Origin of the sequence: Embleya scabrispora DSM 41855 (genome assembly GCF_000372745.1) — a bacterium.
In the GTDB taxonomy this organism is placed as follows: domain Bacteria; phylum Actinomycetota; class Actinomycetes; order Streptomycetales; family Streptomycetaceae; genus Embleya; species Embleya scabrispora.
Genome location: NZ_KB889596.1, coordinates 39239 through 53259 on the forward strand (window position 1 = coordinate 39239; position 14021 = coordinate 53259).

Consider the following 14021-nt stretch of genomic DNA (forward strand, 5'->3'; position numbering starts at 1 on the left):
CGGAACCACCCACCCATCCCCAGCAACCCATCCGGCCCGTCCGGCGCCTGAGGACACCCGAAAACCACTCGCCCACCCAACGCAGACCAAGCAGCCGACCCGACCCAATCCGGCCCGTCCGGCGTTCGAGGAGCATCGACCCCGCTCCAACCCGCGCACGTGACCGCCCCCGACCCCGACCGTGAAACCATCGTCGTCCCACACGTGTGCGTCGAGGGAGTGATCGTGGAGGTCGAGCAGTTCGCCGTGGTGGTCGGGGAGCGCATGGGGCGCCCCCGCCGCAACGAGCGCCGATCGCGCGGCGAGCGGTTGTTCGACGCACTGCGCGAACTGGTCGAGGGCGGCGACCTGCTCGCCGAGACCAGGCTGCCCTCCGAGCGCGCTCTCGCCGAGGCGCTCGGGCTCAGCCGTGGCACCGTCGCCTCCGCCTACCTCTCGCTGAACCGCATCGGCCTGATCGAACGTCGCCACGGCAGCGGCTCCTACGTACGCCCGGGCGGCCGGCCGACCTTTGCCCGCTGGCTGCGCGAGGGCGCCATCGTGGTCGACCTGGCCAAGTCGGCCGTCCCCGACGCCTCGCTGCTGCCGAACACCGCGCTACGCGTCGAGGACCTACTCGACGCCCGTCCACAGGACGGCTACGCGCCGGCCGGCGACCCGCGCCTGCGCGCCCTGATCGCCGCGCACGAACTGCCCGCCGGATTCGCCGCCGACGACATCGTGGTGACCTCCGGCGCGCAGCAGGCGATCCATCTGGTCGCCGACGCGCTGCTCGGGCCCGGCGATCGGATCCTGGTCGAGCCGACCACCTATCCCGGGATGCTCGCGGCCGGGTACCGCTTCGGTGCCGAGGCGATCCCGGTGCCGGCCGATCGCCACGGCTTCGACCCGGATGCGCTGCGCGCGGCGATCCGTCGGCATCGACCCGCGTACGTGTTCTCGCTGCCGGTGCACAACCCGACCGGCGCGGTGGTCTCGGCCCGGCGCGCGAAGGCGGTCGCCGAAGTCGCCGCCGAGGAGGGCGCGCTGCTCGTGGAGGATCGCAGCCTCGCCGATCTCGCCGACGGCCCGGTGGCCTCGGCGGCCGAGCACCTGCCCGAGGGCACGGTGTGTCTGGGCACGCTGTCCAAGACCACGTGGGGCGGTCTGCGACTGGGCTGGGTCGCCGCGCCGAGCGCCGTACGGAGCCTGCTGATCGAGGCCAAACAGCGCACCGATCTGGCCTGTTCCACCCTCGACCAGCAACTCGCCATCCATCTGCTGCGCGACCCCGACCGGGCGAAGCGAGTGCGCGAGTGGTCCGCCACGCTGGCCGGCCGCCGCGATCACTTCGCCGCCGAGCTCACCGAACACCTGCCCGAGTGGGAGTGGACGCTGCCGCGCGGCGGCCTGTCCCTGTGGGCCCGTCTGCCCGGGGTGGACGGCGAGGAATTCGTCGCCACCGCCCTGCGCCACGGCGTCGCGGTATCCCCCGGCGCGGTCTTCGCCCCGCTCCCCGACACCGCCGCCGACCGCATCCGCCTCAGCTACGCCTGGCCCGAACCGGTCCTCTCCCAGGCGGTCGAACTCCTCGTAAGGGCCTGGCGCGAGTCCCGCTAGACACACCGGCCGAATCCGGTCGGACCCGGCCCACTCCAGCAAATCCCACCGAGCGCCGCCGCACGTCATGGCCACCCGCTCCAAGCGGCACGCCGCACACCATCGGCGAACCGCCCCCACCCCCCAACTCCCCTGCCTCGCGGGCGGACCCAACCACCCTCCACCCGCACCACGAGCGATCGCACAGCGCCGTGTCCGCATGTCGGATCGGCACTAGTGGCCCAATACCGATACGGATAATGTGCCACTCGCCAAGTGGCCCATCGAGGCATTCGCCGGCGGTCCACTTGTCGGGCAGACCCGACCGGCGCCGCCGCAGGGCGCGCGAGCGCACGGCCGGACGCGACCACGCACGAGCACACGAGGGCGGGAGCAGCGATGGCACTGACCGAAGCGGACCGGATCTGGATGGGCGGCACGCTCGTGCCGTGGGCGGACGCGAAGGTGCACGTCCTCAGCCACGGACTGCACTACGGCACCGGCGTCCTGGAGGGCACCCGGGTCCACCTCACCCCGCGCGGCCCCGCGGTGTTCCGGCTCGACGACCACCTGCGCCGCTTCCGCGAAAGCGCGCACATCCTGGGTTTCGAGGTGCCCTACGATGTGCCCGCACTGCGCGCCGCGACGCTGGAACTGGTCGCCGCCAACGGGCACTCCGAGTGCTACCTGCGCCACCTCGCGCACATCGGCTACGGCGAGATGGGCCCGGCCTTCCGGCCCGAGATGGCCGTCGAGGTGAGCATCGCGGGGTGGGAGTGGCGCGCCTACCTCGGCGACGAGTCGGCCGAGCGCGGCATCCGCCTCGCGACCAGTTCGTGGCGTCGCAACGACCCGAACGCGCTGCCGCCCGCGGCCAAGGCCACCGCCGGCTACCTCAACGCGGCGCTGGCCAAGACCGCGGCACTACAGGCCGGTTACGACGAGGCGCTGCTGCTCAACGCGGACGGCTATGTCAGCGAGTGCAGTGCGGCCAACATCTTCGCGGTGCGCGACAACGTCCTGTACACGCCGCCCGCGAGCGCCGGCGCGCTGCGCGGGATCACCCAGGACACCGTGCTCACCCTGGCCGCCGATCTGGGCCTGCCGGTCCGTGTCGAAAACCTGCTCCGCTCGGACCTGTACACCGCGGACGAGGTCCTCATCTGCGGCACCGCGGCGGGCGTGGTGCCGGTGGCCTCGCTGGACGACCGTGCGGTGGGCGCCGGTTCGGTCACCCGGAAGTTGCAAGCCGCCTACACCGCGGCGGTCACCGGTACCGACGAGCGGTACACGCACTGGCTCACCCGCGTGCACGGGTGACGACCGGCCGAACGGGTCGTAACGAGTGCGCGACATGCCCCCAATGGGCGAATCTCGCCATATTAGTGTGATTTTCCGGATATCTGCATTTACGTCCTGCATACCCACACCTCATGGGAGATGAAAATGCGCATCCGTACCTCGCTGATCGCCGTCGCCGGCGCCGCCCTCTTCGCCTTCGTCGGCGCCGGAACCGCTCAGGCGGGTGGTCACGACGACGGCATCGTGGTCGCTCACTACAGCAACTCCGGCGTCAGGTTCTCGGACGGCGACCACAACGGCGGCCACAACGGCCGCAACGGCGACCGCGGCGGCGACCACAACCGCGGCCGTAGCGGCGACCACAACCGCGGCCACAACGGCAACGAGTTCGTGGCGTGGCACGTCAGCGCGACGTTCGTCTCGATCAACTGACGTTCGCAGCCCGCACCGTCCCGGCCCGCCCACCCCTCGGGGTGGGCGGGCCGTGATGCTGTGTACGGTTCCGAACGCGCCGCCGACGACGGCCCGCGGGCATCGGCATGTCCCGACCCTCGACCTTGACCTCTAGTCGACTTCAAGTCCTACGGTTTCGACATGCCGCCCGAGAGAACGTCGACGGGCCGCCTTCGGCACCTTGGACCGCACTCGGGAGAACCGTCATGCACATCCCTTCGACCACCGCCGGGCCGACCCGGCATCGGCCGAACAGTGGGCACAATCCGATCGACCGCCCCGTCGAGGGGCACTACCGTCGAGGGCAGGACCCGCCTTTGCGCCGCGCCCCGGGCCCGCACCCCGAACCGGCGCCCCGCACCGGGCCGCTTCCGCGACCGTGTAGGGCTTGTGCCCCAGGTCGGCTGTACTCCCCCGACCCGAAGAGGACCTCGTGCTGATCCGATTGCTCCGCGCACATCTGCGCCCCTATGCCAAACCGATCGGCCTGGTGGTGCTGCTGCAACTGGTGCAGACGCTGGCCACCCTGTATCTGCCGACCCTGAACGCCGACCTGATCAACAACGGTGTGGTCCAGGGCGACACCGGCTACATCCTGCGAGTCGGCGCCGCGATGATAGGGGTCACCCTGGTCCAGATCGTATGCGCCGCGATCGCGGTGTACTTCGGCGCCCGGATAGCGATGGGCGTGGGCCGCGACATCCGCGCCGCCGTGTTCAACCGGGTGCAGACCTTCTCCGCGCGTGAGGTCGGCGAGTTCGGCGCCCCGTCGTTGATCACCCGCACCACCAACGACGTGCAGCAGGTCCAGATGCTCGCCCTGCTCGCGCTCACCCTGATGGTGTCCGCGCCGATCATGTGCTTCGGCGGCATCCTGATGGCGGTCAACCAGGACGTCCCGATGTCCCTGTTGTTCCTGATCATCGTGCCCGTGTTGGTCCTGGCCGTCGGCTGGATAGTGCGCGCGATGCCGCCGCTGTTCCGGGTGCTCCAGGGTCGGATCGACAACGTGAACCGGATCATGCGCGAACAGATCACCGGGATCCGGGTGATCCGCGCGTTCGGCCGGGACCGTCACGAACAGCACCGGTACGCGGACGCCAACGCCGAGATCCGCGACGTGTCGCTCTCGCTCGGCCGGCTGCTGGCCTACATGTACCCGTCGGTCCTGCTCGTGTGGGAGACCTCGGCGATCGTGATCGTGTGGATCGGCGGCCACCGGATAGGGTCCGACGCGATGGACATCGGCGCGCTGGTCGCCTTCCTGAGCTACCTGATGCAGATCCTGGCGTCGGTGATGATGGCCACCTTCATGACCATGATGATTCCGCGCGCGGCGGTCTGCGCCGACCGGATCACCGAGGTGCTGGACACCGAGACCAGCCTGACCGTGTCCGAGGCACCGGTGACCGCGCTGCACGCGCACGGCCGGCTCGAACTGCGCGACGTGAGCTTTTGCTACCCCGGCGCCGAGGAGCCGGTACTGCGCGGCGTCGACCTGATCGCCCGACCCGGCGAGACCACCGCGGTGATCGGCAGCACCGGAGCGGGCAAGACCACGTTGCTGAGCCTGATCCCACGCCTGCTGGACGTGACCGCCGGCGCGGTCCTGGTCGGCGGCGTGGACACCCGTGAGCTCGACCCCGCGCTGCTGTCGCGCACGGTGGGGCTGGTCCCGCAGAAGCCGTATCTGTTCTCCGGCACCATCGCCTCCAACCTGCGCTACGGCAATCCGGACGCCACCGACGAGGACCTGTGGCGGGCCCTGGAGACCGCGCAGGCGCGTTCGTTCGTCGAGGCGCTGCCGGAACGACTGGACGCGCCGATCGCCCAGGGCGGCGGCAACGTCTCCGGCGGCCAGCGGCAACGCCTGGCGATCGCCCGGCTGTTGGTGGTCAAGCCGGAGATCTACCTGTTCGACGACTCGTTCTCGGCGCTCGACTACGCCACCGACGCTGCCCTGCGCGCGGCGCTGCGCGCGGAGACGGCGCAGGCCACCGTGGTGATCGTCGCGCAGCGCGTGGCCACCATCCGGCACGCGGATCGCATCGTGGTGCTGGACGAGGGCCGCGTGGTCGGCACCGGCACGCACACCGAGTTGATGGCCGGCAACGACACCTACCGCGAGATCGTGCTGTCCCAGCTCACCGAGGAGGAGGCGGCGTGACCACCACCGACGAGACCACCGAATCCGGCGAGCGGACCGAGGCCACCGTCCCGGAGCGTCGTCCCGGCCCGCAGGTCGGCGGCGGGCCCGCCGCGCGCATGATGGGCGGCGCGCCGACCGAGAAGTCGATGCACTTCAAGGCATCCGGCCGCCGCCTGCTGGGCATGATGGCCCCCGAGCGGGTCCGCCTGTACGCGCTGCTCGTGTGCGGGCTGGCCGGTGTCGGCCTCGCGGTGCTCACCCCCCGGCTGCTCGGCAAGGCCACCGACGCGATCTTCACCGGCGCGGCCGGCGGCAAGGGCATCGACTTCGACCACGTGCGAACCATCCTGCTGACCACCTTCGCCGTGGTGGTCGGTTCGGTGCTGTTCTCCTTCGCCCAGGGCCGGTTGACCGCGACCATCGTCCAGCGCACCACGTACCGGCTGCGCGAGGAGGCCGAGACCAAGTTGTCCCGGCTGCCGCTGAACTACTTCGACAAGCAGTCGCGCGGCGAGGTGCTCTCGCGCACCACCAACGACATCGACAACATCGCACAGACCCTTCAGCAGGCGATGGGCCAGATCGTGCGCTCGGTGCTGACCATCGTCGGCGTGCTGGTGATGATGTTCTGGATCTCGCCGCTGCTCGCGCTGGTGGCACTGGTCAGCGTGCCGACCTCGATCCTGGTCACCATGGCGATCGGCAAGCGTGCCCAGCCACAGTTCATCAAGCAGTGGTCGAGCACCGGCAAGCTCAACGCGCACATAGAGGAGATGTACACCGGCCACGCGCTGGTCAAGGTGTTCGGTCGGCAGAAGGAATCCGCCGAGGTCTTCGACAGGCACAACGAGGCGCTGTACACGGCCGGCTTCAAGGCCCAGTTCATCTCCGGCCTGATCCAGCCCGCGATGGCCTTCGTCGGCAACCTCAACTACGTGCTCGTCGCGGTGATAGGCGGGTTGCGGGTGTCCTCGGGCGCGATGACGCTGGGCGACATCCAGGCGTTCGTCCAGTACTCGTACGAGTTCAACGGGCCCGTCACCCAGGTCGCCGCGATGTCCAACCTGCTCCAGTCCGGGGTCGCCTCGGCCGAGCGGGTCTTCGCACTGCTCGACGCCCGGGAGCAGTCCCCCGACCCGGAACATCCCGTCCGGCTCGAGAAGGTGACCGGGCACGTCGCCTTCGAGAAGGTCTCCTTCCGGTACGACCCGGCCAAGCCGCTGATCGAGGATCTGGACCTGGAGGTGCACCCCGGCCAGACGGTCGCCATCGTCGGACCGACCGGCGCGGGCAAGACCACGCTGGTCAACCTGCTGATGCGGTTCTACGAGGTGACCGGTGGACGGATCACCGTGGACGGTGTGGACATCGCCGGGATGACCCGCGAGGACCTGCGCGCACCGATAGGCATGGTGCTCCAGGACACGTGGCTGATCGGCGGCACGATCGCGGAGAACATCGCCTACGGCGTCGGCGAGGTCTCCCGCGAGCGGGTGGTCGCGGCGGCCAGGGCCACCCACGCGGACCGCTTCGTGCGCACGCTGCCGGACGGATACGACACCGTACTCGACGACGAGGCGGGCAACCTCAGCGCGGGCGAGAAGCAACTGCTCACCATCGCACGGGCGTTCCTGACCGAGCCGCAGATCCTGGTGTTGGACGAGGCGACCAGCTCGGTGGACACCCGCACCGAGGTGCTGATCCAAAAGGCGATGAACTCGCTGCGCCGGGGCCGGACCAGCTTCGTGATCGCGCACCGGTTGTCCACGATCCGCGACGCGGACGTGATCCTGGTGATGGAGTCCGGCTCGATCGTCGAACAGGGCACACACGACGCGCTGTTGGCGGCCGACGGGGCCTATGCACGGTTGTACGCCTCGCAGTTCGCCCAGCCGGCGGCGGAGATAGTGTAGTTCGAGCGGGTATGCCCCGAGGCCGCGCCTCGGGGCGCCCGCGCCCGGGGCCGTGCTCACCTGGCGGAGGCCCCGGCCGCGGGCGCGGTGTCGGCGCCGCGGTTGCCGGACAGGACGAGGCCGACGAGGAGTTGGCCGACGGCGGTGAGCACGAGTGCGGCCCGGCACCATCCAGCCTCCGGTGGCGCCGTGCATCAAGCCGAGCGCGAACGGGCCGGTGGCGGCGACCGCGTAGCCCAGCGACTGGGCCAGGGTGGACAGTGCGGTCGTCTCGGCGGCGCCGGTGCCGCTGCCGCCGATCACGGACAGCACCAGCGGGAACGAGCAGAAGCCCAGACCCACCGCGGCGGCCCACAACACCGGCAGCGCGACCGGCGCGAACAACAGGCCGACGAAGCCGATCAGCATGCTCGCCGAGACCACCACGAACGCGGGCCGCAGTCGCCCGGTGGCCCGCACGAAGGCGAGCAGCGCGAACGTGGCCGGGATGCCCGCGCCCTGGGTGCGGCCGGCATCGCGCCCGCCGCGCCGCGGCTCATCCCCTGGTCGGAGAGCAGCGTCGGCAGCCGGCCCACCAGCGCGTAGCAGTTCAGCGCCTGAAGGGCGAAATAGGCCGTGACCAGTTTGCCCAGCCGGGTGCGCGCCATCGTCCACGGCGATACGTACGCGGCCGGGCCGCCGCCGGCGGTGAGCACGTGCGGCGCCCGGACCAGGGACCACACCAGCAGCGCGGCCACGGCCGGCAGCGCCCACACGGCCAGGCCCAGCGAGGGCGAGTCGAGTCCGTTGGCGACCGGCACCGCCACCGCCGCGGCCGGCGTCGCGCCCAGCGCCATCACCGTGGTGTAGACGCCGGTCAGCACCGACACACGTTGCGGGAAGTGTGCGCGCAGCAGCGCGGGCAGCAGCACGTTGCCCACGGCCAGGCCGGACATGCCCAGGACGGTGCCGGTCAACAGCGCCCACGTGGCCGGCACGACCCGGATGCCCAGGCCCGCGGCGAGCGCGAAAAGCGCCACCAGGACCGCCCGTTCGGTGCCGAACCGACGGGCCATCGGGGAGGCGGTCAAGCCGGCGGCGGCAAAACACAGCGTCGGCAGGGTCGGCAGCGGCGACGCGGTCACCGAGCGCCTCGTCGATCCTCTTCTCCGTTCGATGTCCCAGGTCAGGAGCCCGTGCCATGAGCAGCCTCGAATCGGTGCGCCGGCCGGCGCTGTCCGCCGAGGTGATCGCCGGCTGCGCGAGCGGATCACCTCCGGCGACTGGCCGGTGGGCAGCCGGATCCCACCCGAGCCGGAGTCGATGACCCGGCTCCAGGTGGCCCGGGGCACGGTCCGCGAGGCGGTCCGCGCGCTCGCGCACGCGGGCCTGCTGGATGTGCGCCAGGGCGACGGCACCTACGTCCGCGCGGTCAGCGAACTCTCCGGCGCCGTCGAACGGTTGTATGGCGGCAGCGACATCGGCCAGGTCCTGGAGGTTCGCCAGGCACTCGATCTCCAAGCCGCCCGGCTCGCCGCGGTTCGCGCCGAGGAGGCCGACCTGGCCGGCCTCGACGACGCGCTGCGCCGGCGCCGGGCCGCGTGGGAGAAGCGGGATTTCGACGCGTGGATCACCGCCGGCTGGGAGTTCCACCTCGGCGTCGCCGACGCGGCGCACAATCCGCTGCTGGCCGAGCTGTACCGCAACCTGTCCGGGCCGGTGCGCGAGTCGGTGGCCGGCTCCTGGACCGATCCCGACTACCGAGGCGCGAACCCGGCCGGCCACGAGGACCTGTTGCGCGCGCTGCGCGAGCGCGACCCGGCCGAGGCCGCCCGCCAGGCGGACGCCAACCTGACCGACACCCACGACTGGCACGCGGTGCGCGCACCGGAGTGAACACCGGGTCGGGGCGTGCGGACGTCGGGCCGGGCGCATAGGCTCGGCAGTCATGACCTCGTCCGGCTCCTCCAGCCCTTCCGGCTCCGCCGGCTCGGATGACTCGTCCGGCTCGTCGGCTCCGCCCGGCCGGGCGGATTCGCTGGCCACCGCGCAGCGTTCGATGGGCGATCCGGCGATCACGTACCCGCTGTGGCCACCATTGGTGTCCGGCTGCCCGCGGACCGGTACGGACGAGGTCGCCTATCCGGTCGAGGTGGACTACGCCTACGACCGGGTCGATCCCGAGCTGTTCGCGCCGACCGGGCCGCGTACCGGGTTGGCGCGCTGGGCCCCGCTGTTGCCGCCGCTGCTCGCCCCCGGCCTGGGCGAGGGCGACACGCCGCTGCTCGACCTGGGCGGCGGGGTGTACGTCAAGGACGAGTCGCGCAACCCGACCTGGAGCCACAAGGACCGGATCAACCGCTGCACGGTCTCCGCCGCCGTCGGGGTCGGCGCGCCCGGCGTCGTGGTCTCCTCCTCCGGCAACCACGGCGCGTCGGCGGCGGCCTTCGCGGCCCGGGCCGGGCTGCCGGCCGTGGTGCTGGCATCGACGGGCGCGCCGCCGGCCGTCGAGTCGTTCCTGAACGCGTACGGCGCGACGGTGCTCTCGGTGCCCGCCGAGGCGCGCTGGGGCCTGATGCGCGAGATCGTCGACCGCCTCGGCTTCCATCCGCTGAGCAACCTCACCACCACCCACACCGGCCATGCCTTCGGCCCCGAGGGCTACAAGACGATCGCGTACGAAATCCACGCCGAACTGGGTATGCCGGCGGCGGTGTTCGTCCCGACCGGCTACGGCGAACTGTTGTTCGGCATCTGGAAGGGCTTCGCCGAACTGCGCCGCCTGGGCCTGACCGACCGCGTCCCGCGGCTGTTCGCCTGCGAACCGGCGGCGGGCGGACCGCTGGCGAAGGCGATGCGCGACGGCGTGCCGGCCGCACACGTCCCGGTCGGCCCCACCGCCGCCTACGCGATCGACTGCTCCGTGAGCGGCTACCGCGGCGTGGTCGCGCTGCGCGCGAGCGGCGGCCGGGCGCTGCTCGTCACCGATGCCCAACTGGCGGCAGCACGCGCCGAGTTGGCCGGGCAGGGCTTGTGGGTGGAGACATCCGCCGCGGCCGGCCTCGCGGGCCTGCGCGCACACGGCCGGAGTGAGGACGGCCCGGTGGTCTGCATCGCCACCTCCAGCGGTTTCAAGGACCTGGACACCGGCACCCGCGTCCCGGACCCGATCGACCCGACCTGGCCCGCGGTCGAGCGTCGGCTACGGGCGGCGGGGATGGTTTCCTAGCCACCGCGCACGGTCGGTCCCACGCGGACCGCGTCGGCGCGGCCCCGGCCGATCGCCTCCAGGTCGCCCACGAGGCGACGACCCACGTCCCGCCGGCTCCGCCGGCAGGATCCTGTCCGGTGCGTGCGAGGCGACCGGACGAAGTGTCGGTGCCCCGCACGCACGTGGGATCCGGGTCAGGCCGCCGCGGCGACGGCTGTCGCGGCGGCGGTGATCCGTCGGATGTCGGCGTCCGTCGTGACGTACGGCGGCATCGTGTAGACGAGGTCACGGAACGGGCGGAGCCAGACGCCGTGTTCGACGGCCACCCGGGTGGCCGTCGCCATGTCGACCTCGTGGTCGAGGTGCACGACGCCGATGGCGCCCAGCACTCGGACGTCCACGACGCCAGGAAGCGCGCGAGCGGCGGCCAGGCCCGCGACGAGGCCGCTTTCGATGCGGGCGATGTTCGTCCGCCAGTCCTGCTCCAGCAGCAGGCCCAGTGCGGCGTTCGCGGCCGCGGCGGCCAGCGGGTTGCCCATGAAGGTCGGACCGTGCGCCAGTACGGGCGACTCGCCGGCGGCGATACCGGCCGCCACCTCCGCCGTGCACAGCGTCGCGGCCATGCTCAGGTAGCCGCCGGTCAACGCCTTGCCCACACACATCACATCGGGACTGACGCCGGCGTGGTCGGCGGCGAACAACTCGCCGGTGCGACCGAAGCCGGTCGCGATCTCGTCGAAGATCAGCAGCACGTCGTGGGTGGTGCACAGGTCGCGCAGCGCACGCAGATACTCCGGGGAGTGAAAGCGCATGCCGCCCGCGTTCTGCACGATCGGCTCGACGATCACCGCGGCCGTCTCGTCCCGGTGCCGGCTGAGCAGCGCGTCCAGGTGCTCGACGTACGCCGGGTCGAACTCGCGCGGCGGCGCGTCGGCGAACACCTGCTCGGCCAGCCTGCCCTGCCACAACCGGTGCATCCCGCCCTCCGGGTCGCACACCGACATCGGATGCCACGTATCGCCGTGGTAGCCGCCGCGCCAGGTGAACATCCGCCGCTTGTCGCCACGACCGCGAGCGCGCCAATACTGAAGGCACATCTTCATCGCGACCTCGACCGAGATCGACCCGGAGTCGGCCAGGAAGACGTGTCGCAGCGGCTCCGGAGTGATCTCGACCAGGGTGCGGGCCAGCCGGATCGCGGGCTCGTGCGTGAGTCCGCCGAACATGACGTGACTCATCCGACCCATCTGCTCGCGAATCGCCGCGTCGATCACCGGATGGGCGTAGCCGTGCACCGCCGCCCACCACGACGACATGCCGTCCACCAACTCGCGCACTTCACCGACCGGTTCGGCCAACCGCAGACGTACGCCGGCAGCCGACTCGACGAGCAGCGGTTGCGTCGTGCCGGGCATCGGCGCGTACGGATGCCAGACGTGTTCGCGGTCCAGGTCGCGCAGTCGACCCGGGGTCAGGTCCGCGGGGTCGGTCCTCATGCGTTGGGCGGGAGGTCGCTGCCCGCACCCCGGCGGCGGATCGCCACCAGGTCGTGCCGGGCGTCGGGCAGGGTCTGTTCGTCGGCCCCCTCGATCACGAAGCCCGCGTCCGCGATCATCTGCCGGTCGTCCGCGCCGGGTTGGCCCTCGCTGGTCAGGTAGTCGCCCAGGAACATCGAGTTGGCCAGGTGCAAGGCGAGCGGCTGCATGCTGCGCAGGTGGATCTCGCGTCCACCGGCCAGCCGCACTTCGACATCCGGGAAGAAGAAGCGGAACAGCGCCAGGATGCGCAGGCAACGCTCGGGGGTCAGCTCCCAGTTGGTCGCCAGCGGCGTGCCCTCGAACGGGATGAGGAAGTTGACCGGTACCGAATCCGGATCCAACTCGCGCAGGGCGAAAGCCAGATCGACGATGTCCGAGTCCGACTCGCCCATTCCGAAGATGGCTCCGGAACACGGCGACAGGCCCGCCGCGCCGGCCCGGCGAAGGGTGTCCGTGCGATCGGTGAAGGTGTGCGTGGAGCAGATGTCGGCGTAACGCGCCTCGCTCGTATTGAGGTTGTGGCTGTACGCGTGCGCACCGGCCGCCGCGAGGCGTTCGGCCTGGCCGTCGGCGAGCAGCCCCAGGCAGACGCAGATCTCCACGTCCGGGCTGCTCTCCTTCACGGCGGCGATGGTGTCCTCGATCCGGGTGATGTCCCGATTGCCGGGCCCACGCCCGCTCGCCACCAGACACACCCGCTTCGCCCCGGCTCGTACCGCCTGATCGGCCGTACCGGCGGCCTCCTCCGGGGTGATCCACGAGTACTTGAGGATGTCCGCCGCCGACCCGAGTCGCTGCGAACAGTAGGAGCAGTCCTCCGGGCAAAGCCCGCTCTTCATATTGATGATGGTGTTCAGCTTCACCCGTCGACCGAAGAAGTGCCGCCGCACACGGCCTCCGGCGGCGACCAGGTCGAGTACCTCTTCCGCGCCCCCCAAAACCGCCATCGCCTCGTCCCGGGAAGGGACTTCCCGTCGCATCGCCTTCGCTGCCAGCCCATCCGGATCCAAGTTCATACCCGGCAGCCTCGCCGAACCCGAACCCCACTCCAAAGCCACTCGGCACACAAAGATCACCCCCGCCTCTTTGTTCCGAATCCCACAAACCCGAGCCCACCCGCCTGCTATGCGGCCGTGCGGCACGGAAGGACCCACGACCGCGGGAGCGGGAGCGGGGCGAGGTGGGAAGGGATGTGGCGGATCGGGGTTCAGGGGGCCGGGATGTGTTCGGCGGAGCGCAGGACGGTGAAGACGTGGTCGACCGTGGCCTTCTTCTCGCCGACGGGGGCCACGTAGTCGATCGCGGCGCGGGCGGTGGCTTCGCCGAGGGTGCGGGTGATGGCCCATGCGGCCAGGTATTGGGAGGCCAGGCAGCCGCCGGCCGTGGCGATGTTGCCGGCCGCGTGGAACGGCGCGTCCAGGACCTCGACTCCGGCCGCCTCGACCCACGGGCGGGAGGTCTCGTCGGTGCACGCGGGCAGCCCGGTCAGGAGGCCGAGCCGGGCCAGGACCAGGGCTCCCGAGCACTGCGAGCCGACGAGTTGGCGGGTGGGGTCGAGGGGCAGTGCCGCGAGGAGGGCGTCGTCGGCGACGACGTCGCGAGTCTTGATGCCGCTGCCGATCAGCACGACGTCGGCCTCGGGAATGAAGTCGAAGCCCCGTTGGCCGGTGACCTCGACTCCGTTCATCGAGGTGACCGTCGGAGCGGGCGTGGTGATGTACGCCGTCAGGCCGTCCTTGCGGCAGCGGTTGACGATGGCCGCCGCCACGAAGCTGTCCAACTCGTTGAAGCCGTCGAAGGTGACCACGGAAACCTGGGTCATCGGTGCGTCCCCGTTCGGATCGGTGTGCCGACACTTCCCGGCAGGCTACGCCCCGACGACCGAACCGCGTCGGGCC

Annotated in this window: 11 protein-coding genes; 7 read left to right on the plus strand and 4 right to left on the minus strand. The window is 71.2% G+C overall.

Going from position 1 to position 14021, the window contains the following annotated elements; all coding sequences use genetic code 11:
• The first annotated feature begins 159 nt into the window (after positions 1–159).
• The 5 genes from A3IC_RS0109730 (at position 160) to A3IC_RS0109750 (ending at position 7395) form a co-directional block, all read left to right on the plus strand.
• Positions 160–1599 (plus strand): aminotransferase-like domain-containing protein, encoded by a 1440-nt coding sequence (locus A3IC_RS0109730; protein ID WP_020549868.1) that lies wholly within the window; start codon positions 160–162, stop codon positions 1597–1599.
• A 378-nt stretch (positions 1600–1977) separates the two neighbouring features.
• Positions 1978–2898: a branched-chain amino acid transaminase gene (locus A3IC_RS0109735; protein WP_020549869.1), complete on the plus strand. Its 921-nt coding sequence runs from the start codon at positions 1978–1980 to the stop codon at positions 2896–2898.
• Between the two features lie 126 nt (positions 2899–3024).
• A complete protein-coding gene (locus A3IC_RS0109740; protein WP_020549870.1) occupies positions 3025–3312 on the plus strand; it encodes a hypothetical protein in 288 nt (95 codons plus the stop codon).
• Between the two features lie 454 nt (positions 3313–3766).
• Positions 3767–5500 carry an ABC transporter ATP-binding protein gene (locus tag A3IC_RS0109745; protein WP_020549871.1) on the plus strand — a complete coding sequence of 578 codons (1734 nt, stop codon included), beginning with the start codon at positions 3767–3769 and terminating at the stop codon, positions 5498–5500.
• Complete coding sequence (locus A3IC_RS0109750) at positions 5497–7395, plus strand: ABC transporter ATP-binding protein (protein WP_020549872.1); 1899 nt, start codon at positions 5497–5499, stop codon at positions 7393–7395. Before A3IC_RS0109745 ends, A3IC_RS0109750 begins: the two co-directional genes overlap by 4 nt.
• A gap of 401 nt (positions 7396–7796) precedes the next feature.
• Here A3IC_RS0109750 and A3IC_RS53425 read toward each other — a convergent pair whose 3' ends face one another.
• Positions 7797–8519, minus strand: coding sequence for an MFS transporter (locus A3IC_RS53425; RefSeq protein ID WP_052173360.1), 723 nt, complete (start codon positions 8517–8519; stop codon positions 7797–7799).
• A gap of 31 nt (positions 8520–8550) precedes the next feature.
• On the opposite strand from A3IC_RS53425, the gene A3IC_RS53430 reads away from it, so the two are divergent.
• Positions 8551–9270: a FadR/GntR family transcriptional regulator gene (locus A3IC_RS53430; protein ID WP_079026347.1), complete on the plus strand. Its 720-nt coding sequence runs from the start codon at positions 8551–8553 to the stop codon at positions 9268–9270.
• A gap of 163 nt (positions 9271–9433) precedes the next feature.
• Positions 9434–10603 carry a threonine synthase gene (locus tag A3IC_RS0109765; RefSeq protein ID WP_052173373.1) on the plus strand — a complete coding sequence of 390 codons (1170 nt, stop codon included), beginning with the start codon at positions 9434–9436 and terminating at the stop codon, positions 10601–10603.
• A 176-nt stretch (positions 10604–10779) separates the two neighbouring features.
• Here A3IC_RS0109765 and A3IC_RS0109775 read toward each other — a convergent pair whose 3' ends face one another.
• The 3 genes from A3IC_RS0109775 to A3IC_RS0109785 all read right to left on the minus strand — a co-directional run bounded on the left by A3IC_RS0109775 (position 10780) and on the right by A3IC_RS0109785 (position 13945).
• Complete coding sequence (locus tag A3IC_RS0109775; protein ID WP_020549876.1) at positions 10780–12081, minus strand: adenosylmethionine--8-amino-7-oxononanoate transaminase; 1302 nt, start codon at positions 12079–12081, stop codon at positions 10780–10782.
• The gene (gene bioB, locus A3IC_RS0109780) at positions 12078–13139 is read right to left on the minus strand and encodes a biotin synthase BioB (protein ID WP_020549877.1); all 1062 of its coding nucleotides are present in this window, start codon (positions 13137–13139) and stop codon (positions 12078–12080) included. The genes A3IC_RS0109775 and bioB overlap by 4 nt, the downstream gene beginning before the upstream one ends.
• Before the next feature lie 191 nt (positions 13140–13330).
• Entirely contained in the window at positions 13331–13945 is a 615-nt protein-coding gene (locus A3IC_RS0109785) for a DJ-1/PfpI family protein (protein ID WP_020549878.1), read from the minus strand.
• Positions 13946–14021: the final 76 nt, after the last annotated feature.